The organism is Azospirillum sp. TSO35-2, from assembly GCF_003116095.1.
GTDB lineage: Bacteria > Pseudomonadota > Alphaproteobacteria > Azospirillales > Azospirillaceae > Azospirillum.
Genome location: NZ_LGRA01000018.1, coordinates 875,589 through 900,610 on the forward strand (window position 1 = coordinate 875,589; position 25,022 = coordinate 900,610).

The 25,022-nt window shown below is 70.9% G+C and carries 23 protein-coding genes and 1 other RNA gene; 10 read left to right on the top strand and 14 right to left on the bottom strand.

Translation table 11 applies throughout. From position 1 onward, the window contains the following. Positions 1-50 precede the first annotated feature (50 nt). Positions 51-1,268, top strand: a complete 1,218-nt coding sequence (locus tag TSO352_RS14900) for an ATP-binding protein (protein WP_109108077.1) — start codon at positions 51-53, stop codon at positions 1,266-1,268. A 126-nt stretch (positions 1,269-1,394) separates the two neighbouring features. Here TSO352_RS14900 and TSO352_RS14905 read toward each other — a convergent pair whose 3' ends face one another. Then, the gene (locus TSO352_RS14905) at positions 1,395-2,162 is read right to left on the bottom strand and encodes a class II glutamine amidotransferase (protein ID WP_109108078.1); all 768 of its coding nucleotides are present in this window, start codon (positions 2,160-2,162) and stop codon (positions 1,395-1,397) included. A 165-nt stretch (positions 2,163-2,327) separates the two neighbouring features. Beyond that, entirely contained in the window at positions 2,328-3,314 is a 987-nt protein-coding gene (locus TSO352_RS14910; RefSeq protein WP_247872110.1) for a DUF2125 domain-containing protein, read from the bottom strand. Positions 3,315-3,509: 195 nt separating this feature from the next. Between TSO352_RS14910 and TSO352_RS14915 the strand changes: the two genes are divergently transcribed. Both TSO352_RS14915 and TSO352_RS14920 read left to right on the top strand, forming a co-directional pair. After that, positions 3,510-4,115: a gamma-glutamylcyclotransferase gene (locus tag TSO352_RS14915; RefSeq protein WP_109108080.1), complete on the top strand. Its 606-nt coding sequence runs from the start codon at positions 3,510-3,512 to the stop codon at positions 4,113-4,115. Positions 4,116-4,296: 181 nt separating this feature from the next. After that, positions 4,297-5,976, top strand: coding sequence for a cache domain-containing protein (locus tag TSO352_RS14920; RefSeq protein WP_109108081.1), 1,680 nt, complete (start codon positions 4,297-4,299; stop codon positions 5,974-5,976). Between the two features lie 7 nt (positions 5,977-5,983). Here the strand turns inward: TSO352_RS14920 and TSO352_RS14925 are convergent, their stop codons facing one another. After that, complete coding sequence (locus tag TSO352_RS14925; protein WP_109108082.1) at positions 5,984-6,853, bottom strand: LysR family transcriptional regulator; 870 nt, start codon at positions 6,851-6,853, stop codon at positions 5,984-5,986. A gap of 114 nt (positions 6,854-6,967) precedes the next feature. Between TSO352_RS14925 and TSO352_RS14930 the strand changes: the two genes are divergently transcribed. Together TSO352_RS14930 and TSO352_RS14935 are read left to right on the top strand one after the other, a co-directional pair. Beyond that, positions 6,968-7,942, top strand: coding sequence for a quinone oxidoreductase (locus tag TSO352_RS14930; RefSeq protein WP_199231602.1), 975 nt, complete (start codon positions 6,968-6,970; stop codon positions 7,940-7,942). A gap of 49 nt (positions 7,943-7,991) precedes the next feature. Further along, positions 7,992-9,950, top strand: coding sequence for a M1 family aminopeptidase (locus TSO352_RS14935; RefSeq protein ID WP_109108084.1), 1,959 nt, complete (start codon positions 7,992-7,994; stop codon positions 9,948-9,950). A gap of 224 nt (positions 9,951-10,174) precedes the next feature. Here the strand turns inward: TSO352_RS14935 and TSO352_RS14940 are convergent, their stop codons facing one another. The 4 genes from TSO352_RS14940 to pdeM form a co-directional block, all read right to left on the bottom strand. After that, on the bottom strand, positions 10,175-11,383 hold the full coding sequence (locus TSO352_RS14940; protein ID WP_109108085.1) for a GTP-binding protein: 1,209 nt from the start codon (positions 11,381-11,383) through the stop codon (positions 10,175-10,177). After that, the gene (locus tag TSO352_RS14945) at positions 11,353-11,823 is read right to left on the bottom strand and encodes a Fur family transcriptional regulator (protein ID WP_109108086.1); all 471 of its coding nucleotides are present in this window, start codon (positions 11,821-11,823) and stop codon (positions 11,353-11,355) included. Before TSO352_RS14945 ends, TSO352_RS14940 begins: the two co-directional genes overlap by 31 nt. Positions 11,824-12,079: 256 nt before the next feature. Continuing rightward, a complete protein-coding gene (locus tag TSO352_RS14950) occupies positions 12,080-13,570 on the bottom strand; it encodes a deoxyribodipyrimidine photo-lyase (RefSeq protein ID WP_109108087.1) in 1,491 nt (496 codons plus the stop codon). A gap of 67 nt (positions 13,571-13,637) precedes the next feature. Next, positions 13,638-14,369, bottom strand: a complete 732-nt coding sequence (pdeM, locus tag TSO352_RS14955) for a ligase-associated DNA damage response endonuclease PdeM (protein ID WP_247872111.1) — start codon at positions 14,367-14,369, stop codon at positions 13,638-13,640. A gap of 130 nt (positions 14,370-14,499) precedes the next feature. Here pdeM and TSO352_RS14960 point away from each other — a divergent pair, with 130 nt between their 5' ends. Next, positions 14,500-14,883 carry a 2Fe-2S iron-sulfur cluster-binding protein gene (locus tag TSO352_RS14960; protein ID WP_109108089.1) on the top strand — a complete coding sequence of 128 codons (384 nt, stop codon included), beginning with the start codon at positions 14,500-14,502 and terminating at the stop codon, positions 14,881-14,883. A gap of 23 nt (positions 14,884-14,906) precedes the next feature. Here TSO352_RS14960 and TSO352_RS14965 read toward each other — a convergent pair whose 3' ends face one another. The 3 genes from TSO352_RS14965 to rpsU all read right to left on the bottom strand — a co-directional run bounded on the left by TSO352_RS14965 (position 14,907) and on the right by rpsU (position 18,777). Further along, positions 14,907-17,420, bottom strand: coding sequence for a ligase-associated DNA damage response DEXH box helicase (locus tag TSO352_RS14965; protein WP_109108090.1), 2,514 nt, complete (start codon positions 17,418-17,420; stop codon positions 14,907-14,909). A 64-nt stretch (positions 17,421-17,484) separates the two neighbouring features. Then, positions 17,485-18,318, bottom strand: a complete 834-nt coding sequence (gene panB, locus TSO352_RS14970) for a 3-methyl-2-oxobutanoate hydroxymethyltransferase (RefSeq protein ID WP_109108091.1) — start codon at positions 18,316-18,318, stop codon at positions 17,485-17,487. Positions 18,319-18,573: 255 nt separating this feature from the next. Continuing rightward, the gene (rpsU, locus tag TSO352_RS14975) at positions 18,574-18,777 is read right to left on the bottom strand and encodes a 30S ribosomal protein S21 (RefSeq protein ID WP_012974546.1); all 204 of its coding nucleotides are present in this window, start codon (positions 18,775-18,777) and stop codon (positions 18,574-18,576) included. Positions 18,778-18,971: 194 nt separating this feature from the next. Between rpsU and def the strand changes: the two genes are divergently transcribed. Further along, complete coding sequence (gene def / locus TSO352_RS14980; RefSeq protein WP_109108092.1) at positions 18,972-19,535, top strand: peptide deformylase; 564 nt, start codon at positions 18,972-18,974, stop codon at positions 19,533-19,535. Next, positions 19,532-20,227, top strand: a complete 696-nt coding sequence (locus TSO352_RS14985; protein WP_109108093.1) for a COQ9 family protein — start codon at positions 19,532-19,534, stop codon at positions 20,225-20,227. The genes def and TSO352_RS14985 overlap by 4 nt, the downstream gene beginning before the upstream one ends. A 42-nt stretch (positions 20,228-20,269) precedes the next feature. On the opposite strand, the gene TSO352_RS14990 is transcribed toward TSO352_RS14985, so the two are convergent. The 4 genes from TSO352_RS14990 to ssrA all read right to left on the bottom strand — a co-directional run bounded on the left by TSO352_RS14990 (position 20,270) and on the right by ssrA (position 22,361). Next, complete coding sequence (locus TSO352_RS14990) at positions 20,270-20,908, bottom strand: hypothetical protein (protein WP_109108094.1); 639 nt, start codon at positions 20,906-20,908, stop codon at positions 20,270-20,272. A 117-nt stretch (positions 20,909-21,025) separates the two neighbouring features. After that, positions 21,026-21,421 (bottom strand): TfoX/Sxy family protein, encoded by a 396-nt coding sequence (locus tag TSO352_RS14995; RefSeq protein WP_109108095.1) that lies wholly within the window; start codon positions 21,419-21,421, stop codon positions 21,026-21,028. 26 nt (positions 21,422-21,447) lie between these two features. Next, positions 21,448-21,948 (bottom strand): ClpXP protease specificity-enhancing factor SspB, encoded by a 501-nt coding sequence (locus TSO352_RS15000; protein WP_109108096.1) that lies wholly within the window; start codon positions 21,946-21,948, stop codon positions 21,448-21,450. 52 nt (positions 21,949-22,000) lie between these two features. Next, positions 22,001-22,361: a transfer-messenger RNA gene (gene ssrA, locus TSO352_RS15005) on the bottom strand. Between the two features lie 100 nt (positions 22,362-22,461). Here ssrA and thyX point away from each other — a divergent pair. Then, positions 22,462-23,403 carry an FAD-dependent thymidylate synthase gene (gene thyX / locus TSO352_RS15010; protein WP_109108097.1) on the top strand — a complete coding sequence of 314 codons (942 nt, stop codon included), beginning with the start codon at positions 22,462-22,464 and terminating at the stop codon, positions 23,401-23,403. A gap of 17 nt (positions 23,404-23,420) precedes the next feature. Next, positions 23,421-25,022 (top strand): glycosyltransferase family 41 protein (locus tag TSO352_RS15015; RefSeq protein ID WP_109108340.1); only part of this gene is annotated, 1,602 nt, incomplete at its 3' end.

Sequence of the window (25,022 nt, forward strand, 5' to 3'; positions counted from 1 at the left end):
AGGGCAAAGCTGTTGACCCGTACGGTCGGTTCGAAGGTGAACGCGCCCCGATGAACAGGAGCCAGATCGACCCGGCCTTTGCCCGGCAGGTCAAGGATGCCGGCATCCTGATCGTGGACGACAACCCGTCCAACGTCGATCTCCTGCGCGAGATCCTGAGCCACGACGGCTACACCCGCGTGCTGGGTGAAACCGACCCGCGCAAGGTGCCGGGGCTGTGCGAATCCCAGAGATTCGACCTGCTGCTGATCGACATCCGCATGCCGCACATGAGCGGGTTCGAGTTGATGGAGCGGCTGAAGCCGGTCTTCGGCGACGATTACGTGCCGGTCCTGGTGCTGACCGCCCAGACCGACCAGGACACCCGGCGCAAGTCGCTGGAACTGGGCGCCAACGACTTCCTGACCAAGCCCTTCATCGCCTGGGAGCTGCTGCACCGTGTTCGCAACATGGTGGAGATCCGCATGCTCTACCGCCGCGCCGCCGAGCAGAACCGCGAGCTGGAAGGGCGGGTGTCGGAGCGCACCGCCGAGCTGTCCGAGGCGCTGGAGGCGGTGTGCAAGGCCGACCGCGCCAAGCTGGACTTCCTGGCGGTGATGAGCCACGAGCTGCGCACGCCGCTGAACTCGATCATCGGTTTCGCCGACGTGCTGGCGGGGGAGGGGATGGGCAAGCTGGGCCACCCCGATTACCTGGAATACGTCAAGCTGATCGAGGACAGCGGCAAGTCGCTGCTGACCATGGTCAACAACATCCTGGACTACACCCGCGGCTCCACCGGCGCGATCGAGCTGCAGGAAAGCGACGTGCAGATCCCGCAGCTTCTGACCGCCTGCGCCGACCTTCTGGCGCCGAAGGCGGTGGCGAAGCGGCTGGCGGTGACGGTCCACCCCTGTCCGACCTTCCGCATGCGCGTCGACCGCCGCCGCCTGCGCGAGATGGTGCTGAACCTGCTGGACAACGCGGTGAAGTTCACCCAGCCCGATGGTCGTGTCACGCTGGCGGTGGAGGATCGCGACAACTTCGTCGGTCTCTGCGTGCGCGACGACGGCCCCGGCATCCCGTCCGAGCTGATCGGCCGCATTTTCAACCCCTTCACCCAGGCCGAACGCTCGCTGATCCGCCAGCACGAAGGCGTCGGGCTGGGCCTGCCGATCGTCCGCCGCTTCGCCGAACTGCACGGCGGCGGGGTCGAACTGGACAGCGCGCCCGGCCGCGGGACCGCGGTGACGATCCTGCTGCCGAAGGAGCGGTTGCTGGAGGGGTGAGGCCGCCGAGGGTAAGTTCCGACTTACGCTCGACGGCAAGGGGCGCGACGGCGGCCCCGCAGGCTCATGCCTGCGAAGGCAAGCGGCCGGAGGGCCGCGCCCGCCGATTGAGGGCGATTGATCACTTCAGTGAAACGTGAAGGTCTCCGGCGCCGCGCCGATCCGCGCCATCAGACCGCCGCCGGGGGGCACCGGGCGCCACTGGTCGCGCTGGGCGTCGACCGGTTCCGACACCACGATCAGGCCGTTCTCGCCGCGCCGCCAATAGAGGCTGGGCGGCTTGTTGTCCGACGCCCAGCGCACCGCCCACACCCGGTCGCCGTCGGTCCAGGTTGCGGTGAAGCGCAGCGGCGCGGCGATGCCCTGCGCCCGCATCTCGTCGTGGATGGTGTGCAGCACGCGCTGGAAGGCGCCGACCGAATCGCGCTCCAGCCCCTGGCCCAGCGCCGCCAGGAAGATCGCCTCGCTGTCGGTGGTGCCGGTGCGGGTGCCGTACAGCTCGTCGGGGATCATCGCCTCGACCTTGCGGCGCAGGCGGGGCCAGTCGCCGACCTGGCCGTTGTGCATGAACAGGAAGCGCCCGGCCTTGAAGGGGTGGCAGTTGGCCCGGCTGACCGCGGTGCCGGTCGCCGCCCGGACGTGGGCGAAGAACAGGTGCGAGCGGACATGGCTGCAGATCGATTGCAGGTTCTCGTCCGACCAGGCCGGGCGGATCTCGCAGTAGCGTCCCGGTTCGGTCCGCTCGCTGTACCAGCCGACGCCGAAGCCGTCGCCGTTGGTTTCCGTCTTCGCCTCGGCGGCGTGCATCGACTGTTCGATCAGGGAATGGCAGGGCGTGCAGACCAGCGTTTCCAGGAACACCGGCTCGCCGCAATAGGCAAGAAACCGACACATCGAACGACGCACCGTGGCAGCCGCGACAAGGACTGCGTCAATTTGACCAGAAGCCGCCGGTGAAACAAGGGGGAGCGGTCACCAAACCGTCACGCCGGCCGCCCGGTGTTGCATTTCCGCCCTTTCGGCCGTCCGCCGGCCGATTCTTGTCACCGGACCACGGGCTTACCAGACCACGCGGGGCATGGCGGCGACCCGCAGCGGGCCGACGAACAGGGCGCGGTCCTGCACCGTCACCGGGGCGGTGACCACCGGCTCGCCGTTCGGGCCGGTCGGACGGGCCAGCATGGTCAGCACGGTGCGGGCGATCGCCGCCTCGTTCGGGCGCATCAGCGGCTTCACGGCGTCGAGCACCGCCGGCGCGCCGCGCACCTCGGCGGTCAGCGCCGCCTGCGGCTGAAGCTGCGCGTCGAGCGCCAGCGTGCCGGACAGCACCGCGCCCAGCGGTCCCCAATCCAGCGCCAGCCGGTCGACCTCCACCGTTCCGCCGTCGCGGCTCCAGGCCGACAGGCTGGCCGGCTCCGGACGCGGCGGCGCGCCCATGACGCGCAGGGTCAGTTCGGCCCGCCGCACCTCGCGGCCCAGCGCCACCGGCGCGCCGTCGGGCAGGGTCAGGCCGTCGGCGCTCAGCGTCACCGTCAGGCCGGCGGTGCCGTGGCCATCCGGCGGCTGGCCCGGCTGCGTGGCGCCGACATCGAGCGCGGCGACCGGCATCGGCACCCCGGCGACCTGGGCGGTCAGGCCGGTGAAGCGCAGGGCCAGCCGCTCCAGCGTGCCCGACAGCCGCCACACCGCCTCGCCACGGCCACCGTCGGGGGCGACGAGATCGACCGGCGGTTGCCCGGCCTGGACCACCGACAGGCGCTGTTCGCCCTGGAAGGCAAGGGCGACGGTGGTGGGGTTCCAGGGCGGCGCCTCCGCCACCAGCCGGGTGCCCTGCCATTCGGCGCCGCGCGTCGCCATGTGTGGCCGTTCCAGCACCGCGCGCAGGGTGAGGGGGAAGCCGCCGACCGCCAGCCCGCCATGATCCACCACCGCGCCGTTGGCGCGCTGGTCGGCGATCCAGACGTTCAGCCCGTTTTCCACCGCCCGGGCCGCCTGCCACCACCAGACCGTGTAGGCCGCGACCGGCAGCAGCACCAGCAGGGCCATGAGCAGGCCGATCCGGCGCCCGGTGAGCCGGCGGCGCGGCCCTGGGCCGTCCGGGCCGGGGCGCGGGGAGGGGGGCGCGGAAGTGGTGGGGGAGGGTCGCATCGGTGGCATGTCCGTTCCGTGTCCGTGCCGTTATAGCGGGGTGGGAGGCCTCATGCTAGGTTTGGGCCGTCCGAACACCAGTCCATTGGGTCCATGGCCCCCGATTTTCAGGCTCCGCCTCCCGTCTGGTCCGCCGACCTGACCGTCGTTCCCGGTACCGACCTGTGGGTGTTCGCCTACGGCTCGCTGATGTGGAACCCCGGCTTCCCGTTTGTCGAACGGCACGCCGCGACGCTGGCCGGCTATCACCGCAGCTTCTGCGTCGCCTCCCATCGCTACCGCGGCACGCCCGACCGGCCGGGGCTGGTGCTGGGGCTCGACCGTGGCGGCTCCTGCCGGGGCATCGTGTTCCGCGTGGCGTCGGCCGACGTGCCGTCCGCCCTGGATTACCTGTGGGACCGCGAAATGGACAGCCGGGTCTACGAGCCCAAGCTGCTGCGCGTCCGCCTGCGCGAGGGGCGGTCGGCGGAGGGGCTGGATTCGGTGCGGGCCTGCTGCTTCGTCGTCGATCGCGACCACCCGCAATACTGCCGCGGGCTGGATCAGGCTGCGGTCGTTTGTCGCATCGCCGGCTGCCGCGGCCAGCGCGGCCCCAACATCGATTACCTGGCGAACACCGTTTCACACCTTCAGGAGCTGGGGATTTGCGACGAACGGTTGACGAAGTTGTATGATTTGGTTTGTCTCTATGCCGAATGACCTAGATTTGAGCTTTCAAAGCGTTTTATTTGAAACGGATTGCGACAATTTTTGAACTCCATGTTTGTTCCTTAAAATCCGCCGTTTTGCGCTATTACATTAGATATAGGTGATGCACCGGTTTTGACTCTGATCGGTTTGGCCCCTAGGGTTTTCTCGACGTACCGAGGGGGCTCTCCAAATGCAAAACATCAGTATAAAAATAAAATTCGTCATTATCTCCATCGTGATGCTGTGCGCCATCGTCGGTGTCGGCGCGATTCTGCTGTCGGCCCTGCGTGACACGCAGGAGGAAGGAAGCCAGGAACGCGTCCAATCCGTTGTCGAATCCGCGGTTGGCATCATCAAGGACTTCGAAGCCCGCGCCTCCAAGGGAGAGATGACTGTGGAACAGGCCCAGGCGGCGGCGCGGATCGTCGTGCGGGCCATGCGCTATTCCGGCGAGGAGTATGTGTTCGTCACCGATCTGGAAGGCCGGCTGGAAGTCCATGGCGGACAGCCCCAGTTCGAAGGCAGGAACATGGGCGGGGCCAAGGACCCCAACGGCGTCTACTATGCCCGCCTGCTGACCGAAGCGGCGCAGAAGGGCGGCGGCTATGTCCGCTATTCCTGGCCGAAGCCCGGCCAGACCGAACCCAGCCCGAAGGTCGCCTATGCGCAGTTGGCGCCGGGCTGGAAATGGGTGGTCGGTTCCGGTGTCTACATCGACAACATCGACGCCAATTTCCGCCGCCACGCGATCGAGGCCGGGCTGATCGGCGCCGGGCTCGGGCTGGCGGCGCTGCTGCTGGCCCTGTGGATCGCCCGGTCGATCACCCAGCCGCTGTCGCGCCTGACCGTGGTGATGCGCCGGCTGGCCGACGACGACCTGGAGGTGGCGGTCACCGACACCGACCGGGGTGACGAGATTGGCCAGATGGCCAAAACCGTCGGCGTCTTCAAGGAACGCGGCGTCGAGAACCGCCGGCTGCACCAAGCCCAGGAGGAGATGCAGGCGAAGGCCGAGGCGGAGCGGGTGGCGCTGCTGTCCACGCTGGCCGATGGGTTCGAACGGTCGATCGGCGAGGTGGTCCGTCTGGTGACGACCTCGGCGGGGACGATGCGGCAGACCGCCCAGTCGCTGACGGCGAGCGCCGCCACCGCGACCGACCGCAGCTCCGCCGCCGCCCAGGCCGCGGAAGAGGCCGCGGTCAGCGTCAACACCGTCGCCGGCGCCACCGAGGAGCTGTCCAGCTCGATCGGCGAGATCGGCCGGCAGGTCAGCGCCTCCAACGACGTCGCCAACCAGGCGGTGGACGAGGCGGCGAAGACCAACGAGGTGATGAACGGGCTGGTCCGCGCCGCCAACGAGGTGGGCGAGGTGGTGAACCTCATCAACTCCATCGCCGGCCAGACCAACCTGCTGGCGCTGAACGCCACCATCGAGGCCGCAAGGGCGGGCGAGCATGGCAAGGGGTTCGCCGTCGTTGCCAGCGAGGTCAAGGGGTTGGCCAACCAGACCGCCCGCGCCACCGAGGACATCCAGAGCAAGATCGCCGAAATCCAGCAGGCCACCAACGTGGCGGTGGTGGCGATCCGCGACATCGGCAGCGTCATCGGGCAGATGACCAGCATCTCCAGCGCCATCGCCGCCGCGGTGGAACAGCAGGGGGCGGCGACCCGCGACATCTCCGCCAACGTCCATCAGGCGGCGCAGGGCGCGCAAGCGGTCTCGACCAACGTGGCTGGCGCCAACAAGGCCTCCGCCGACGCCGGCGGCAAGGCCGAGGAGATGCTGGACGAGGCCGGCCGGCTGTCCAGCGTGGCCGACCGCCTGCGCGGCGAGGTCGACGGCTTCCTGGCCAGCATCCGCGCCGCCTAAGGCGGGGTCAGTCCTCCAGCAGCGGCCGTTCGGCGGTGATGATCGCCACCAGCGCGTCCATCACCGCCCGCACCCGCGCCGACCGCCGCAGGTCGGGGTGGACCAGCAGCCACAGGTCCCGTGGTCGCGGCGGGGTCGCCTCCGCCGGCACCATGGTCAAAGCGGGATCGGACCGGCCGAGGAAATGGGGGATCGCCGCGATGCCGATACCGGCCCGCGCCGCCGCGTGCAGGCTCATCAGGTCGTTGGCACGGAAGGCGACGGGCCGGTCGCCGGCCACCTGCCGCAGCCAATGCTGTTGCGGCACATGGCCCAGGCTCTCGTCATAGCCGATGAACTCCCAGTCCGCCGGCGCGTGGCCGTCCAGATAGTCCCGCGCGGCGTAGAGGCCGTAGCCCATTGCCCCGATCCGGCGGGCGATCAGCCCGTCATCCTCCGGCCGGCTCAGGCGCAGGGCGAGGTCGGCCTCGCGCCGGGTCAGGCTGACGGCGCGGATGTCGCCGATCAGCTCGACCACCAGTTTCGGCATGCTGCGGCGCAGGCGGGCCAGCCGGGGCGCCAGGAAATGGCTGGCGAGGGCCGGCGGCGCCGACAGCCGCACCGTGCCGGCCGGCTCCCCCGGCTGGCCGCGGGCGTGACGCTCCACCGCCAGAACGCCGTCCTCCACCCGGCGGGCGAGGTCGACGAACTCCTCCCCCTCCGGCGTCGGGGCGTAGCCGCGCGGCAGCCGGTCGAACAGCCGGACGCCCAGGTCGCTTTCCAGCGCGGCGACCCGGCGGGCCACGGTGGAATGGTCCACCCCCAGCGCCCGGGCGGTCGCCGACAGGCTGCCGCTGCGGGCCAGCGCCAGGAAGACGCGCAGATCGTCCCAGTTCACGGCCGGCTCCCCTGTGCGAAAATCCCCAGATGATGGGCAATCTTGCCGAATGTCCGGGCGCTGCGCCACAGCCTAACCTCCGGCGCATCGCAACGAGTGCCGGAGACAGCCGACATGATCCGCAGCATCCAGATGACCCAGCCGGGCGGCGCCGAGGTCCTGACGCCCACGGCCGTCGCCGTGCCGCCGCCCGGACCGGGCGAGCTGCGCCTGCGCCACGCCGCGGCCGGCGTCAACTTCGTCGACGTCTACCACCGCAGCGGTCTGTACCCGCTGCCCGCCTATCCCGCCACGCTGGGTGTCGAGGGCGCCGGCGTGGTCGAGGCGGTCGGGCCGGGTGTCGAGTCCATCGCCGTCGGCGACCGCGTCGCCTGGGCCGGACTGCCGGCCGGCGGTTACGCCGAGGCGCGGCTGCTGGCCGCCGACCGCGCCGTCCGGCTGCCCGACGGGGTGGAACCGGTGGCCGCCGCCTCGCTGCTGTTGCGCGGCATCACCGCCCACATGCTGGTGAACCGGGTGTTCGCTGTCGGGCCGGGCAGCACGCTGCTGATCCACGCCGCCGCCGGCGGGCTGGGGCTGGTGCTGACCCAATGGGCCAAGAGCCTGGGCGCCACCGTGATCGGCACCGTCGGCAACGCCGACAAGGCGGCGGTCGCCCGCGCCCATGGGCTGGACCACGCCATCCTCTACCGCGAAACCGACTTCGTCGCCGCGACGCGGGACCTGACCGGCGGGCGCGGCGTCGATGCCGCGGTGGACGGCATCGGCGGCGACACGCTGCGCCGGACCTTCGACGCCGTGCGGCCGTTCGGCACGGTCGCCAGCGTCGGGCAGGCCGGCGGCCCGGTGTCCGCCATCGACATCGCCGAGATCGGCCCGCGCCGCTCGCTGTGCCTCGCCCGGCCCAGCGTGTTCGCCTACATGGCCGACCGCGACACCTACCGCGCCGCGGCGGCGGCGGTGCTGGACCGCGTCGCCGCCGGTCTCAGCGCCGGCCCGGTCACCACCCTGCCGCTGGAGGCCGCCGCCGACGCCCACCGCGCGCTGGAGGGCCGTGGCACCAGCGGCGCCCTGGTGCTGGTGCCGTAAAGCCGCATCGCGCTGGTGCCTTCGGGCACCGGCGCCCTATCTTGGAAGCATGACGAACGCGCGACCCCGGACCCTGGTCCTGGCGGCCGCGGTGCTGGCGCTGGGCGGGACCGCCCCGGCCGCTGCCGCCCCGCCGCATCACGACGTCGAGTTGACGCTCGATCCCGCCGCCGGCACGCTGGAGGCGGTGGACCGGCTGACCCTGCCGGCCGGGCCGCAGGCGTTCCAACTCGACCCTGCCTTGACGGTGCGCGAGGCGCGCGCCGGTGAGCGCAGCCTCCCGGTCGAGCGGCGCGGCGCGCAGGTCCGGCTGACCGTGCCGCCGGACGGGGCGGTGACGGTCCGCTACGGCGGCCGGTTGCCGGGCTTCACCGGCGGGACCGGGCCGGCGCTCGACGCCGACGGCGCCTTCCTGCCGGGGCTGGCCGGCTGGCTGCCGGAGCTGCCGGCCGCTGGAGAGGAGCCGCCGACCTGGCGCCTGTCGGTGCGGCTGCCGGCCGCCTACGCCGTCGTCGCCACCGGCCGGCTGGTGGAGGAGACACGGGACGCCGGCGGCACCCGCGCGGTGTATGAGGAGACGCGCAGCGTCGAGGAACCGTCGGTCTTCGCCGGCCCCTGGACGGTGGAGGAACGGCGGCCGGGCGGACTGCGCCTGCGGCTGTACCACCATCCGGAACAGGCGGGGCTGGCGGACGAGTATCTCGACCTGACCGCCCGGGCCATTGCCGGTTACGCCGCGCGCATCGGCCCCTATCCGTTCGACGGCTTCAGCATCGTCTCGGTGCCGCCGCCGGTCGGGCTGGGCTTTCCCGGGCTGACCGCCATCGGCCGGGCGGTGCTGCCGCTGCCCTTCATCCGCAGCCAGTCGCTGACCCACGAGATCCTGCACAACTGGTGGGGCAACGGCGTGCGGGTGGGGGCGGGCGGCAACTGGGCCGAGGGGTTGACCACCTACATGGCCGATTATGCCGCGGCGCAGGCGCGCGATCCGGGCGCCGCGCGGGCGATGCGGCTCGACTGGCTGCGCGACTACGCCGCCCTGCCGGCGGAGCGCGACCATCCGCTGACCGACTTCCGGGCCAAGGTCCATGACGCCTCGCAGATCGTCGGCTACGGCAAGGCGGCGATGCTGTTCCACATGCTGGAGGCGGAGATCGGCACGCCGGCCTTCGACGCGGGAATCCGCCGGTTCTGGAACGACCACGCCTTCCAGGCCGCCGGCTGGTCCGACCTGCGCCATGCCTTCGAGGCGGCGTCGGGCCGCGACCTCGGCGGCTTCTTCGCGCAATGGGTGGAGCGGCGCGGCGCGCCGATGCTGACGCTGGTGGAGGCCCATGCCGAGGGGGACGGCGTTACCCTGACCCTGCGCCAGGACGCTTCCTATGCGCTGCCCTATGCCCTGGAGGTGCCGGTGCGGGTCGAGACGGCGGCGGGTGTCGAGGACCACCGCCTGCGGCTGGAGGGCCGGGAGGTGACGGTGCATCTGCCGAGCGGTGCGGCGCCGGTGGCGGTGACGGTCGACCCGGATTTCGACCTGTTCCGCCGCCTGAGCCCGGGCGAGGCGCCGCCGATCCTGCGCGACGTCACTCTGCAGCCCGGCGCCGAGCGGGTGATCGCGGCGGCCGGCGACGCCTCCGAAGCGGCGAAGGCGCTGGCCGGGCGGCTGATGGACGCGTCATCGACCGGAGGGGCCGCTGGCGGATCCGTGCCGCTGCTGCTGGTCGGCACCGACGCGGCGGTGACGCAGGCGCTCGCCCAACGCGGGCTGCCGCCGGTGCCGGTTGAACTGGCCGGGCGTGGCAGCGCGCGGGTGTGGGTGTCGCGCGCGGCGGATGGGCGGACGGCGCTGGTGGTGTCGGGTGCCGACGCCGACGCCCTGCGCGCGCTGCTGCGCCCCCTGCCGCATTACGGCCGACAGAGCTGGCTGGTGTTCGACGGCGCCAAGGCCGCCGACCGCGGCGTCTGGCCGGTCGGCGACAGCCCGTTGCGCCGGGTGGTGGGGCGGTAACCCTCCCGCCGGGAGACTACCGCGTCCATAGATCTTCAGGCACCAATAAGTCACTGAAACCAAAGGTCCTTCCGTCATCCCCGCGGAGGCGGGGATCCAGGAAGCTCCGCGGATAGGCCGCTGAGCCGGCTGGATTCCCGCCTTCGCGGGAATGACGGCCGAAGAAGCCCATTGTTCTCAGTGCCCTGCTTCACCCTGAGCTGGGCACGCCGTGGCAGCCACCCTCACGCGGCCGGCTTGCCCTCGCCCCAGACCAGCCCGTTGAACAGCGGTTCGATCACCGCTTGGCCGACGTCGCGGGTGATGAAGACCAGCTTGGTGCGGTGGTCGTCGCTCGGCCAGTCTTCCAGGCGGACGGGGGGGTGGAACATGTGCTGGACGCCGTGGACCACCACCGGCAGCTCGCTCTCCTGGACGTTCAGCAGCCCCTTCACCCGCAGCAGGTTGTCGCTGGCCTGGGCGATCAGCGCCTCCATGAAATCGACGAAGCCGTTCCAGGGAACCGGCCGGTCGATCACCATGCAGAAGGCGCGGATGTGGTCGTCGTGGCGGTTGGCGTCGTGGTGATGATGCTCATGGCCGCAATCGGCGCCGCAATGCTCGCCATGCTCGTGGTCGTCGTGCCCATGGTCATGATGGTCATGGCCGTGCTCATCATGGTCATGGCCGTGCCCGTGGTCATGATCCCCGTGCCCATGCTCCGCCTTGGCCTGCTGGTCGCGGTAGGCCTCTTCCCGCAGCCAGCGGGCGACGTCGGGGCTCTTGGTTTCCGGATTGTACAGGCCGGCGTCGAACAGCTTCGCCGGGTCGATCTGGCCATGGGCGGCCGGGATCACCGGCGCGGCCGGGTTGATGGCGGCCAGCCGCTGCATCAGCGCCACCGTGGCGGCCGGGGTGGCCACGTCGGTCTTGGTCAGGACGATGCGGTCGGCGACCGCGGCCTGCTTGACGCTTTCCGGCTGGCGGTCGAGCTGGAGCGAGCCGTGCGCGGCGTCGACCGTGGCGATCACCCCGTCCAGGCGGAAGCGGGCGGCCAGCAGCGGGTCGGACATCAGCGTGTGGATGATCGGCGCCGGGTCGGCGAGGCCGGTCGTTTCCACCACCACGCGGTCGAAGTCGGGGATCTCGCCCTTCACCCGCTTCAGGAACAGGTCGCGCAGCGTGTCGACCAGATCGCCGCGGATGGTGCAGCACAGGCAGCCGCTGTCCATCAGCACCATGTTCTCCGACGCCTTGGCGACCAGCAGATGGTCGAGCCCGACCTCGCCGAACTCGTTGATGACGACGGCGGTGCGGGCCATGGCGGGGTTGTGCAGCAGCGCCTGCAGCAGCGTGGTCTTGCCGCTGCCGAGGAAGCCGGTCAGCACCGAGACGGGAAGGCGGGGAGAGGCGGCGGGAGCGCTCAACGGGGATTCTCCTGACAGGATTTGCACAGGCCGCGCACCTCGACGGTGGGGCGCTGGACGCGGAAGCCGCGCTCGGCCGCCGCGGCGTCGATGGCGGTGCCGACCCGCGGGTCGTCGATCTCGGCGGCGTCGCCGCAGCCCTCGCACACCAGGAACTGCCCGGAATGGACGGCGCCGGGGTCGGCGCAGCCGACATAGGCGTTTAGCGACTCGATGCGGTGGACCAGCCCCTGTTCGACCAGGAACTCCAGCGCGCGGTAGACGGTCAGCGGCGCCGCCGCCTTGCCGTCCTGCTGGCTCAGGTCTTCCAGGATCGCGTAGGCGCCGCGCGGCCGGTGGCTGGACCACACCAGCTCCAGAACGCGGCGGCGCAACGCGGTCAGCCGGGCGCCGCGTTCGGCGCACAGCGCCTCGGCGCGGGTGAGGGCGTCGGCGATGCAGTGTGTGTGGTCGTGGAGGGCGGACATGACGTTACTTTATAACATCGTGCCCGCCGATGCAACGCGGCGTCCCGCCCCGGCATCGGATATGGGAAAGGGCGACCCCGCTGCCGGGGCCGCCCTGCCGAGTGGCGATTCTTCTTGTTGCGGGGGAGGGACGCGTCGGTGGTGGGGACTGTCCACCGTCCTTCTTGGCCGCCGTCCTTCTTCGTTGCCGGTCAGCCTAGCCGGCCGCCGTGACTCTTTTGCCGCCGGCGCCGTGACGCTTCGATGAAACCCGGTCTCAGGCCGCCGCCCCGTCGCCTTGGCCCTTCAGCACCCGGTATTGCTCCAGCGCCCGGTCGCGGGCGGCGCCGTGGTCGACGATCGGCCGGGGGTAGTCGGTGCCCAGCCGCACCCCGGCCCGCGCCAGCACCTCGGCCGGGGCGGCCCAGGGCTGGTGGATCCAGCGCGGCGGCAGGCGGCCCAGCTCGGGGACATAGCGGCGGACATAGTCGCCCTGGGGGTCGAACTTCTCGCCCTGCAGCACCGGGTTGAAGACGCGGAAGAAGGGGGAGGCGTCGGCGCCGCAGCCGGCGACCCACTGCCAGTTGCCGGCGTTCTGGGCCAGGTCGGCGTCGACCAGCGTGTCCCAGAACCAGCGCTCCCCCACCTGCCAGGGCAGCAGCAGGTCCTTGACCAGGAAGGAGCCGACGACCATCCGCACGCGGTTGTGCATCCAGCCGGTCTCCCAGAGCTGCCGCATGCCGGCATCGACGATGGGGTAGCCGGTGCGGCCACGCTGCCATGCCGCCAGCCCCTCCGGATCGGCGCGCCAGGGGAAGGCGGCGAAGCGCTCGTCCAGCGGCTCCTCGGCCATGCGCGGGGCGTGGTGCAGCAGATGATGGTTGAACTCGCGCCAGCCGATCTCGCGCAGGAAGGCGTCGATGCCCGCCGCCAGCTCCGGCCGGGCGTCGGCGGCGTGGCGGGCGGCGTGCCAGACCTGCCGCGGTCCGATCTCGCCGAAGGCCAGATGGGGCGACAGGGCGGAGGTGCCGGCGCGGTCCGGCCGGTCGCGCTCCACCGGATAGGCGGCGACCGGCCCGTCGAGGAAGTCGGCGAGGTGCGACAGCGCCGCCGCCTCCCCCGGCACCCAGCGCTTGCGCAGCCCGGCGGCCCAATCGGGTTTGCCCGGCAGCAGGCCCCAGTCGTCGAGCGCGTCGCCGGCCGGCCGCTGCGCCGGGGCTGTCAGCTCGGCCGGGGCGCGGGTCGGCATCGGCGGGGTCAGCGTCGCGGCCAGATGGCGCCAGAACGGGGTGAAGACCTTGAACGGCCCGCCGCTCTTGTTGCGGATGGTCCAGGGCTCGGCGAGCAGGCCGGCGTTGAAGCTGCGGGCGTCGATGCCGCGCGCCCTCAGCCGCTCCTTGATCGCCGCGTCGCGGGCGACCTGGGCGGGGGCGTAGCGCCGGTTCCACAGCACGCAGCCGGCCCCCGTCTCGGCGATCAGCGCGTCGAGCACCGCCCCCGGTTCGCCCCGGCGCAGCAGCAGGGGTGCGCCATGGCGGACGCAGGCGGTGCCCAGCCGCTCCAGGCTGCCGTGCAGCCACCAGCGCGAGGCGCCGCCGAGCGGCCAGGGATCGCCCGCCGCCTCCTCCAGGATGTAGAGCGGGATGACCGGCGCACCGCCATGCGCCGCGGCGGTCAGCGCCGGGTTGTCGGCGAGCCGCAGGTCGTTGCGGAACCAGACGATGACGGGGGCGGCGGGGTTGGCATCGGCGGTGGGCTGGCTGGGCATGCGGCGGCTCGATCGAGGTCCATCAGACGCCTTTGATATAGGCCGCGCTCACGCTTCGGCCAGCGGGTCAGCGCGCGCGGTCCGGCGACAATCGGCCGCTGGGGAAGCGGTAGACCCGGCCGCGCACGGTCAGCAGCACCTCGAACCCCGGCGCCAGCAGGCCGTCGAAGGCCGGGTCGAGCACGTTCAGCCCGCCGGTGAAGCTGCCGAAGGCCGGCAGGATCAGCTTGGCGCCGTCCTGGGCGAAGCAGCGCTCGCGCACCCGCCGGCCACCCAGCGCCAGCGCCGCGGCGGGGTGCAGATGGCCCGACAGCTCGCCCACCGCGCCCGGCTGCGCCTCGTGTCGGAAGGTGAGGGGGCCGAGCGTCAGCTCCGCCACCACCCGGCCGCCCAGCCCCTGCGGCGGGTCGGGGTCGTGGTTGCCGGTGATCCACACCCAGTCCGCGGCGGCGGTCAGCCCGCGCAGCCGCTCGACATCGGCAGGGTCCATCCGCTCGGCGGCGCGGCGGTCGTGGAAGCTGTCGCCCAGGCACAGCACCCGCGCCGGCCGGTCGCGGGCGATCAGCGCGCCCAGCCGCTCCAGCGTCGCCTGCGTGTCGTAGGGCGGCAGCATCCGCCCGCGCGCGGCAAAGGCCGACCCCTTTTCCAGATGCAGGTCGGCGACCGCCAGAACCCCTTCCGCCGGCCACAGCAGCGCGCCGGACGCATCGGCGAGCAGCGCCGCCCCGCACAAGGCGACGGCGGCGCGGCTGTCGTCGGTACGACAGGAAGGCGGGGCGGATTGGGGGGAAGCCGACAAGGTTCGTTTACCTCCGATCATCGGAAACGGCCCATAACCTTATGAATTGTGTGGGCATGGCGATTGCACGAGGGCTGGCCGGCCGTCGCGGAGGCGCGGCGGGCCCATAACCACACCCGGAGGACCACCCATGGCCACAGTGACGTTTGCCGGCCTCAACATGGACAAGGACAAGACGGTCTACGCCGTTGCCGGCGACACCGGCACCTTGCTGGCGCTGGCGAAGGCGAACAACATCCCGATCCCGTTCCAGTGCCAGGACGGCGAGTGCGGCTCCTGCGTGGTGAAGGTCACCCATCTCGACGCCAAGACGCCGATGGCGATCGACCTGACGGAGAAGGAGAAGGTCACGCTGTCGATCAACGGCAAGCTGACCAAGGAGTTGGTGGAGGCGGCGGAGAACGCCCACCGTCCGCCGCCCCACCGTCTGGCCTGCCAGTTCATCGTCCGCGACGAGAACATCCGCGTCGAGTTCAGCGGCGAGCCGGGCGTCGAGCCGGACTTGCGCAAGTAAACCGGTGCAGCGCGGGGGCGGCGTCACAGGCTGAGCCGCCCCTGTTCCGGCTTGCGCTTCGAAGACGCCTTGCCCGGTGACGCCGCGTCCGGCGGGGCCAGCTCCGGCATCGCCTCGGCGATCAGTTCGGCCTCGGCGGCGGCGAGCAGCTCGTCGGTGGCGCTGCCCTCCACCCGCTCGCGGCCGATCTCCAGGATCACCGGCACCGCCAGCGGCGAGATGCGGTCGAGGTCCTTGTGGGCGATGCGCCCGCGCACCCGCGCCAGGAAATCGGACAGCCGGCGGATGTCGGTCAGCCCGCCGGCCGCGTCGGCCCGGGTCGCCCGCAGCAGCACATGGCCGGGGTCGTGCTTGCGCAGCACGTCGTAGATCAGGTCGGACGAGAAGGTGACCTGCCGGCCGGTCTTCTCCTGCCCGGGATGGCGGCGGTCGATCACCCCGGCGATCAGCGCCACGTTGCGGAAGGTCCGGCGCAGCATCGACGATTCGTCCATCCAGGCTTCCAGGTCGTCGCCCAGCATGTCCTGGTCGAACAGCGCGTCCATGTCCGTGGGAGAGCGCAGCGACCACACCGCCAGCACATAGTCGGTGGCGACGAAGCCCAGCGGCCCCAGCGAGAGGCGCTCCATCCGCCGGGTCAGCAGCATGCCCAGCGTCTGGTGGGCATTGCGCCCCTCGAAGGCGTAGGCGACGAGGAAGCGCTTGCCGGCCTTGGGAAAGGTCTCCACCAGCAGCCCGTCGCGCGCCGGCAGGACCGAGCGGTAGCGCTGCAGCCGCAGCCATTCCTGCACATCCTCCGGCAGGCCGTCCCACTGGCGCGGATCGGCCAGCATGCCGCGCACGCGGTCGGCCAGATGGGTGGTCAGCGGCAGCCGGCCGCCGGCGTAGGCGGGAACCTTCGGGTCGCCGCTGCCGCCCTTGGCGACCTGCGCCTCCATCTCGCGCACGCCGAGGAACTTCAGAAGCTGGCCGGCGAACAGGAAGGTGTCGCCGGGGGTCAGTCCCTGGATGAAATACTCCTCCACCTCGCCCAGCACCGGGCCGCGGTTCAGGCGGACGCGCAGCAGCGCCTCCTGCGTGATGGTGCCGACGTTCATGCGGTACTGCCGCGCCACCGCCGGCGCCGCCACCGTCATCCGCCCGTCCTCGCGCAGGGTCAGCCGCTGGAACCGCTCGTAGGCGCCGAGCGCGTAGCCGCCGGTGGTGACGAAATCCAGCACGTCGTCGAACTCGTCGCGGGTCATCGCCGCGTAAGGGGCGGCGGCGATCACCTCCTCATAGAGGTCGTCGGGGCGGAACGGGGCGGCGCAGGCCATGCCCAGGATGTGCTGGGCCAGCACGTCGAGCCCGCCCGGCCGCGGCGCCTCGCCGTCCAGCGTGTGGTCGTGCACCGCCTCCAGCGCGGCGCGGCATTCCAGCACCTCGAACCGGTTGGCGGGGACCAGCAGGGCGCGGCTCGGCTCGTCCAGCCGGTGGTTGGCGCGGCCGATGCGCTGGACCAGTCGGCTCGACCCCTTCGGCGCGCCGATCTGCACGACGAGGTCGACCGCCGCCCAGTCGATGCCGAGGTCGAGCGACGAGGTGGCGACCACCGCCCGCAGCTCGCCGCGCGCCATGGCACCCTCGACCTTGCGGCGCTGCTCCACCGCCAGCGAGCCGTGGTGCAGCGCGATCGGCAGATTGTCGTCGTTGACCCGCCACAGCGCCTGGAACACCAGCTCGGCCTGGGCGCGGGTGTTGACGAACAGCAGGGTGGTGCGCTGCTGGAGGATGCGGGCGTAGATCTCCTTCATGGCGTGCATCGCCATGTGGCCGGCCCACGGCACCCGTTCCTGGGAGGTCAGGATCTCCACCTCCGCCTGCGCGCCGGAGCGGCCGAGGACGAGGCGCACGTCGTCGTCCGCCGTCCCATCATGCCGGCCGCGGCGCGACAGCCACGCCAGCAGCCGGTCCGGCTCCGCCACCGTGGCCGACAGCCCGACCCGCCGGGCGGCGGGGGCCAGCCGCGACAGCCGCGCCAGCCCCAGCGCCAGCAGGTCGCCGCGCTTGGTGCCGGCCAGCGCGTGCAACTCGTCGATGATGACGCAGCGAAGGCCGCGGAACAGCCGGTCGGCGTCGGAATAGGACAGCAGCAGCGCCAAGCTTTCCGGCGTGGTCATCAGCATGTGCGGCGGGTGGGCGCGCTGGCGCCGGCGCTTGGCCTCCGGCGTGTCGCCGGTGCGGGTCTCCGCCCGGATCGGCAGCCGCATCTCGGCGATCGGCGTTTCCAGGTTGCGCTGGATGTCGACCGCCAGCGCCTTCAGCGGCGAGATGTAGAGGGTGTGCAGCCCGTCGCGCGGCCGTTCCGCCAGCTCGATCAGCGAGGGCAGGAAGCCGGCCAGCGTCTTGCCGCCGCCGGTCGGCGCGACCAGCAGCGCGCTCTCCCCCCGCTCCGCCGCCTCGACCATGGCGATCTGGTGCGGGTGCGGCGCCCAGCCGCGCGACCGGAACCACGCGGCCACGTTGGGTGGGATCAGGGTGGGGGAGGGGGCATCCATGGCCGTCGGACTGTAACGGATCGCCCGGAACGGAGGAAGAACGATGTGGGCGAGGGGGCGTCGCTCAGACCGCCGTCGCCTTCTTCACCCCGAAGCAATGCTCCGGCCCGGGGAAGGCGCGCGTCCGCACTTCGGCGGCGTAGGTCGCGGCGGCTTGGCCGACGGTTTCGCCCAGGTCGGCGTAGCGCTTGACGAATTTCGGGCGGAAGGCGCCGAACAGGCCCAGCATGTCGTCGGTGACCAGCACCTGCCCGTCGCAGGCGGGCGAGCCGCCGATGCCGATGGTCGGGATCGCCACCTCTTCGGTGATGCGGCGGGCCAGCGGTTCCATGGTGCCTTCGATCACCAGGGTGAAGGCGCCGGCGTCGGCGATCGCGCGGGCGTCGGCGGCGATGCGTTCGGCGGCCTCGGCGTCGCGGCCGACGGCCTTGTAGCCGCCCAGCGTGTTCACCGACTGCGGCGTCAGCCCGACATGGCCCATCACCGGGATGCCGCGGGCGGTCAGGAAGGCCACCGTCTCCGCCATCTCCAGCCCGCCTTCCAGCTTGACCGCCTGGGCGCCGGTTTCCGCCATCACCCGGGCCGAGGCGCGGAAGGCGGCCTCCTTGCTTTCCTGGTAGCTGCCGAAGGGCAGGTCGACCACGACGCAGGCCCGTTCCGACGCGCGGACCACCGCGGCGCCATGGGCGATCATCATGTCCAGCGTCACCGCCAGCGTGCTGTCCAGCCCATAGACCACCATGCCCAGCGAGTCGCCGACCAGCAGCAGGTCGACATGCGGGTCGAGCAGCCGGGCGACCGGGGCGGTGTAGGCGGTCAGGCACACGATCGGCTCGCCGCCCTTGCGGGCGCGCAGCGCGGGGACCGAGTGGCGGGCGGTGAGGTTCGATGCGCTCATGACCGTTTTCCCTCTGGGCCGTCTTTCCTGGGCGTTCTGTCCTGGCGGGCTTTCGCCGACGACCCCGTCCGCCGATCGCCGTCCGCCGATCGTTGCGCGATCAATACGCGTGGCCTACGGACTGTGCCGGCAGCGAAAAAGCCGCTCATACACCAAAACCGCCCACGCGATGCTCGCGGGACGGTCGGGTGCAAGACACAAGGGGTCTTGGGCGCGCATGACACGCGCCCGTCTCAGGCGCCGAAGCGCCGTCGATCAATAGCCCTCGCGTTCCATCCGCTTGCGGAGAAGCTTGCGGGTGCGGCGAACCGCCTCGGCCTTCTCACGCGCGCGCTTCTCCGAGGGCTTCTCGTAGTTGCGACGCAACTTCATTTCACGGAAAATGCCCTCGCGCTGCATCTTTTTCTTCAGCGCGCGGAGGGCCTGATCGACGTTGTTGTCTCGGACCAGAACTTGCACGTTTACCGTCACCCTTCCAAGTGGGTCGTGTTGCACCAAGGCAACAGACAGGCATGCGCGGCGGGCGCACCCCTTGTGTGGGCGCAGTGTGTAGCACGCTCCCCCGGCTTTGTGAAGGGGAGTCTTGTGATGGCGAGCGCGAGCGGGGCATGAAACGGTTGCCCCGCCGGCCTCGACACGCCAGATAATGAGGCATGCCCGTGATTCCAATCGCCCGTATGGGCAATCCCATCCTCCGCGTCGTCGCGGATCCGGTGGCCGACCCGACCGATCCGGCCGTCGCCCGGCTGGCCGCCGACATGATCGCCACCATGCTGGACGCGCCCGGAGTCGGGCTCGCCGCGCCGCAGGTGTCGGAGTCGCGCCGGGTCATCGTCTTCCGCGTCCCCGCCGACCGCGGCGAGGGGGAGGAGGTGGCGACCACCGTCCTGGTCAACCCGGTGATCGAGCCGCTGACCGACGAGCGGGCGCTGGGCTGGGAAGGCTGCCTGTCGATCCCCGGCCTGCGCGGCCTGGTGCCGCGCTGCACCCGCATCCGCTACAAGGGCTATGGGCTGGACGGCGCCCGGATCGAGCGGGAGGCGTCCGGCTTCCACGCCCGCGTCGTGCAGCACGAGGTCGACCACCTGGACGGCGTGCTCTATCTTGATCGCATGGACGATCTGACGCTCCTCGCCTGCACCGAGGAGATGCATCACATCAACGCGGCCCGTGCCGCGGGCAACGACGCGCCTTCCGCGCGGGGAGAGCAACGATGACCATCGAGCAGCTTCGCGACGACATCCTGGTGGCGGCCCTGCCCAACGTCGTCTTTGACGGCTGGAGCCTCCAGGCGCTGCGCGACGGCGCCCACGCGGCCGGGCACGACCAGGCGGCCCTGCTGCGCGCCTTCCCCGGCGGCGTCACCGACGCGGTGGAGCATTTCGCCGACTGGACCGACCGCCAGATGCTCGACCGGCTGGACGCGCAGCCGCTGGAGGCGATGAAGGTGCGCGAGAAGATTGCGCTGGCCGTCCGCACCTATTTCGACGTGCTGACCCCCTACCGCGAGGCCAAGCGTCGCCAGCTCTCCTATCTGGCGCTGCCGCAGAACGTGGCGCTCGGCCTGCGGCTGCTCTACCGCACGGTCGACGCGATGTGGTTCGCCGCCGGCGACACCTCCACCGACCACAACCACTACACCAAGCGGGCGCTGCTGGCGGCGGTGGTCAGCTCCTCGACCTTCTACTGGCTCGACGACCAGTCGGAGGACCATGCCGAGACCCACGCCTTCATCGACCGCCGCCTGGCCGACGTGATGGCGGTCGGCAAGGCGACCTCGACGGTGGGCAAGGTCGGGTTGCTGCTGTCGCACCTGCCGAACCCGCTGCGCTTCGCCCGCCAGATGCGCCAGCGCAGCACCGGCGCCCAGGCCAGCAACGCCACCATCCACATGGCGGAGGACATCTGACGGGCTGCGCCCCCTCCGCCACGGCGGGAGGGGGCGCGTTGCTCAGGTCGAGCCCGTAAAAATGAAATCCCGGCCGATCGCGACATCCTTGTCGAACGCGTAGCCGCCGATCCGGACGTGCGAACCGTCCTTGAACGTGAAGTCTCCCAACGCGAAGTAGCGGCCCGGAACGTCCGTCTCCGACACCGATATGTCGGCCGGCTTTGCCAGATCGCATTCGCTGTAACCAGCAAAGACCACCCTGTCGACGCCGAAGTCGAAGGAATGGACGCCGTCGTCGCCGAACCCGCCGACCATCCTGTTGAAGATGAAGGTGTCGCCGGGATCCTCCTGCGGCCCCAGGTCGTTGGGCCCCTCGTCGTAATCGGCCAGCCAGTCGTTGCCGGCGCCCCCGATGAAGGTGTCGGCCCCGCCGGAGCTTTCAAGGAAGTCGTTTCCCGGACCTCCAAGGATCAGGTCGTTGGCGCCCCAACTGAAAACCTGATCGTCCCCAGGGCCGGCAAGAACGACGTTGTATTGGTGGGTGGAGGAGGCCGATCCTCCGGCGAAGATCGTGTCGTTGCCGGAAAATCCGAAGATCAGGCTGTTCCTGTCCTCGTCGGACAGGATGCTGTCGTCTCCGGATGTGCCAAGCTTGACGTCCAGGTCAAGGTCGCTGAAGAGCCCGATGCTCTTGGGCATGACATCCCTCCATGCGGTCCCCAAGAAAACGCGCGAGACCTTCAGGATAGGGGATGTGGCTCTGCCGCGTGATTGGGCAACGGTGCATGCACCCTTCGATAGAAATCACAGGGCAGGTCAGCGCGATGCGCTGGACGGTGCCGGGCGTGTTCGCCGCCGTGTCGCCTTGGCGGCCTTTTGCGCGGCGGCGCGCAAGGCCGCCTCGAAGCCGGAGCGGGCCCAGGTCCGCAACTCGTCCGCATCGTCCAGCGCCGAGTCGGGGGGCGGGTAATAGGACAGGGTGGTCGGCTTGTCGGGCATCGGGCGGAAGGGCTCCAGCCCCAGCGCGGCGAACGACTCGCGATTCACCTCGTCTGCCTTGAGATACAGCGTCTCGTCGGCCACCAGCGCGAAGGTCAGCCCGTCGATCGACAGCCCATAGCCGCCGAACATCCGGCGCGCCTGCACATCGCCCAACGGCGCCATCATCTCGCAGAGCGTGACGACGTATTCGCTGGGCGGGCGGGGCGGCATGGATGCTGCGGCTGCCGGGGGGAGGGTTACTTCTTGCGGAAGGCGTCCAGGGCGACGACCTCGCCGCGCTTGGGCTCTTCGGCCGGCGCGCTGTCGTCCGCCTTCGGCTCGTCGGTGCGGTCGGTGGCGGCACGCGGCGGCATCGCCGCCACCTCCGCCGATTCGGCGGCGGCCAGCGGCTGGAACTGCAGGGCGAAGTTCACCGACGGGTCGGCGAAGGTGGTGATCGCGGCGAACGGGATCACCAGGCGCTCGTGCACGTTGTTGAAGCTCAGCGTGACCTCGAAATGGTCCTCCACCACCTCCAGCCCGTAATACTGGAACTGCAGGACGATGGTCATCTCGTTCGGGTACTGGCCGGCCAGATAGTCGGGGATGTCGACGCCGGGAAAGCCGGTCCGGAAGGTCAGGTAGAAGTGGTGATTGCCCGGCAACCCGCGCTCGGCCACCTCGGTCAGGGCGTCGCGGACGACGCCGCGCAACGCGGTCTCGACCATCCGGTCATAGCGAAGCTGCTCTTTCGGCATGCTTGGGCGGGTCCCTGGAATTCGCGTCGTGCTGCAAACGCTGGAAAGAAGAGGTGTGGGCCTTCTGTTGCTAGGCGGCCCACGGCCCCACCCTCAGGCGCTAACCATCAGGGATTAGGTTTAGGCTACCAGCCGCCGTTAGGCAGCGAGGCGAGCCTGAGCAACGTTGTCATTGGCAACTATTGCAATGGCCCGATAACGGCGGAACCATGCCGGGCGAAAACCATGTCTTTACCACGCGTGTCGATCCTATTTCGCCCCCAACGACCCCGGCCAATGATTCCGGAAGATGGTTGGTGGAGGCGCCGGGTACCGCCCCCGGGTCCACAACGCTTATTCCACAGGGCGTTTATCGCCATAGTCGGCGAACCGACGTTGCGAATATAGGCACTCCGATCCGACAAGGGAAGGGGAAGTGTGATCGCATCGCCGAAAGCGTCGCGTGGCGGTGGCCCCGTTGCAGTGGGCAGGGCGTCCCGGTATGGTGCCGCCACCGAGAACCCCGGAGTCACCATGCCGATCACGCCCGAGCAGCGCGACGAAATCGATCGCCTGCGCGCCGTCACCGCCACCACCCGCCGCGCCACCGTGCCGGCGCTGGAAGAGATCCTGTACCAGCCGCTGGAGGTTCTGGACCACGGCTTCGTCCGCGTCATCGACTATATGGGCGACGATGCGGCCGTCGTGCAGGCGGCGCGCGTGTCCTACGGCAAGGGCACGAAGAAGGTCAGCGAGGATTCCGGCCTCATCAAATATCTGATGCGCCACCGCCACTCGACCCCGTTCGAGATGTGCGAGATCAAGTTCCACGTCAAGCTGCCGATCTTCGTCGCCCGCCAGTGGATCCGCCACCGCACCGCGAACGTGAACGAGTATTCGGCGCGCTACTCCATCCTCGACCGCGAGTTCTACGTGCCGGCGCCCGAACAGCTCGGCGCCCAGGCCGTGGTCAACCGCCAGGGCCGCGGCGACGTGCTGGAGGGGGAGGAGGCCGCGTCGGTCATGCAGCTTCTGCGCGACGACTCCGAACGCGCCTACAGCCATTATGAGGAGATGCTGAACCAGCGCGAGGACGGCACCGTCATCGACCCGACCCGCCAGGGTCTGGCCCGCGAGCTGGCGCGGATGAACCTGTCGCTGAACTACTACACGCAGTGGTACTGGAAGGTCGACCTCCACAATCTTCTGCATTTCCTGTCGCTGCGCGCCGACAGCCACGCCCAGTACGAGATCCGCGTCTACGCCGACGCCATGCTGGACGTGGTGAAGCGCTGGGTTCCGGCGGTCTACGAGTCCTTCACCGAATACCGCATGGGCGGCACCCACCTGTCGCGCACCGGGCTGGACGTGGTGAAGCGCCTGCTGTCCGGCGAGCCGGTGACGCAGGAAACCAGCGGCCTGTCCAAGCGCGAATGGCGCGAGCTGATGGACCAGCTCGGCCGCTCCGAAGCCTGACCGAAGGACCGCAGCCGATGACGCCGGATCAGGCCGAAAGCACCTACCGCCAAGGCCTGATCGCCGCCCAGGCCGGCCGCTGGGGCGAGGCGCAGGAGCTGCTTGCCCAGGCGATCACCGCCTGTCCCGGCGTCCCCGTCTGGTGGGCCAACTACGGGCTGGTGCTGGAAAGCCAGGGCGACGCGCTGGGGGCGGTGCAGGCCTACGCCGGGGCGCTGAACCTGGACGGCGGGCTCGCCCTGGCGATGGACGGGCTGCTGGTGATGGCGGAGAGGCTGGCCCAGGCCGGCCGGGCCGATCTGGCGGAGGCCGCCTACCGCCGCGCCCTGGCGCTGGCCCCCGCGACGCTCGCGGCGCTGGTCAATGCCGGAAACCTGCTGCGGGCGCAGGCCCGGCGGGTCGAATCGGCGCTGCTGCACCGCCGCGCCGCCGCGCTGGAGCCGGAGAACTGGATCCCGCCCTACAACATCGGCAACGCGATGGCCGAGATGAACCGGCTTGGCGAGGCCGACCGCGCCTATCGCGCCGGGCTGTGCCTGGAGCCGGCGCGGGCGGAGCTGTGGGCCAACCGGGCCAGCCGGGCGCTTGCCCCCCAGACCCGCATCGGCGAGGCGCTGTCCGCCCTCGACCGCGCCCTGCGGCTGGCGCCCGGTGCCGCGTCGCTGCACGGCGCGCGGCTGTTCCTGATGCAGTACGACCCGGCCCGGACCATGCCGCAGATCGCGCAGGCCCACGCCGACTGGGGCGCCCGCTATCCCGACCGGCCGGCCGCCGCGGTTCCGGCCCCGGCGCCGCGGCTGCGCGTCGGCTATGTCTCCGCCGATTTCCGCGCCCATCCCGTCGGTTATTTTCTGGAGCCGGTGCTGGCCGCCCACGACCGCGGCGCCATCGAGGCGATCTGCTATTCCAACACCGCCAATCCGGACGCGGTGACGGCCCGGCTGCGCGGGCTCGCCGACGGCTGGGTCGACACCGCGGCGCTGGACGACGCGGCGCTGCTGGAGCGCATCCGCGCCGACGGCATCCACATCCTGGTCGATCTGGCCGGCCACACGCTGGGCAACCGGCTGGGCGTCTTCGCCCGGCGGGCGGCGCCGGTGCAGGTCACCTGGGCGGGCTATGTCGGCACCACCGGGTTGCCGGCGATGGACTATCTGATCTCCGACCCGCGGCAGAGCCCGGAGGGCGCCGACGGCTGGGCCATCGAGGGCATCGTCCGCATGCCCGACGCCTATGTGCCGTGGTCGCCCCCGGCCGACGCGCCGCCGGTGGCGCCGCTGCCGATGGCGGCGGGCGGCGGGCCGACCTTCGGCTCGCTGAACGCCCTGCCCAAGCTGAACCGCGGGGTCGCCGCCCTGTGGTCCCGGCTGCTGGGTGCGGTGCCGGGGTCGCGGCTGCTGCTGCGCACGCCGGGGCTGGACGATCCGGAGCTGCGGGCGCGCACGCTCGCCCTGTTCACCGCGGCAGGGGCTGATCCGGCGCGCATCACGCTGGGCGGCGCGGCGCCCCACGCCGAGTTCCTGGCGACCTACGGCGAGATCGACGTCGCGCTCGACCCCTTCCCCTATTCGGGCGGGCTGACGACGCTGGAGGCGCTGTGGATGGGGGTGCCGGTGGTG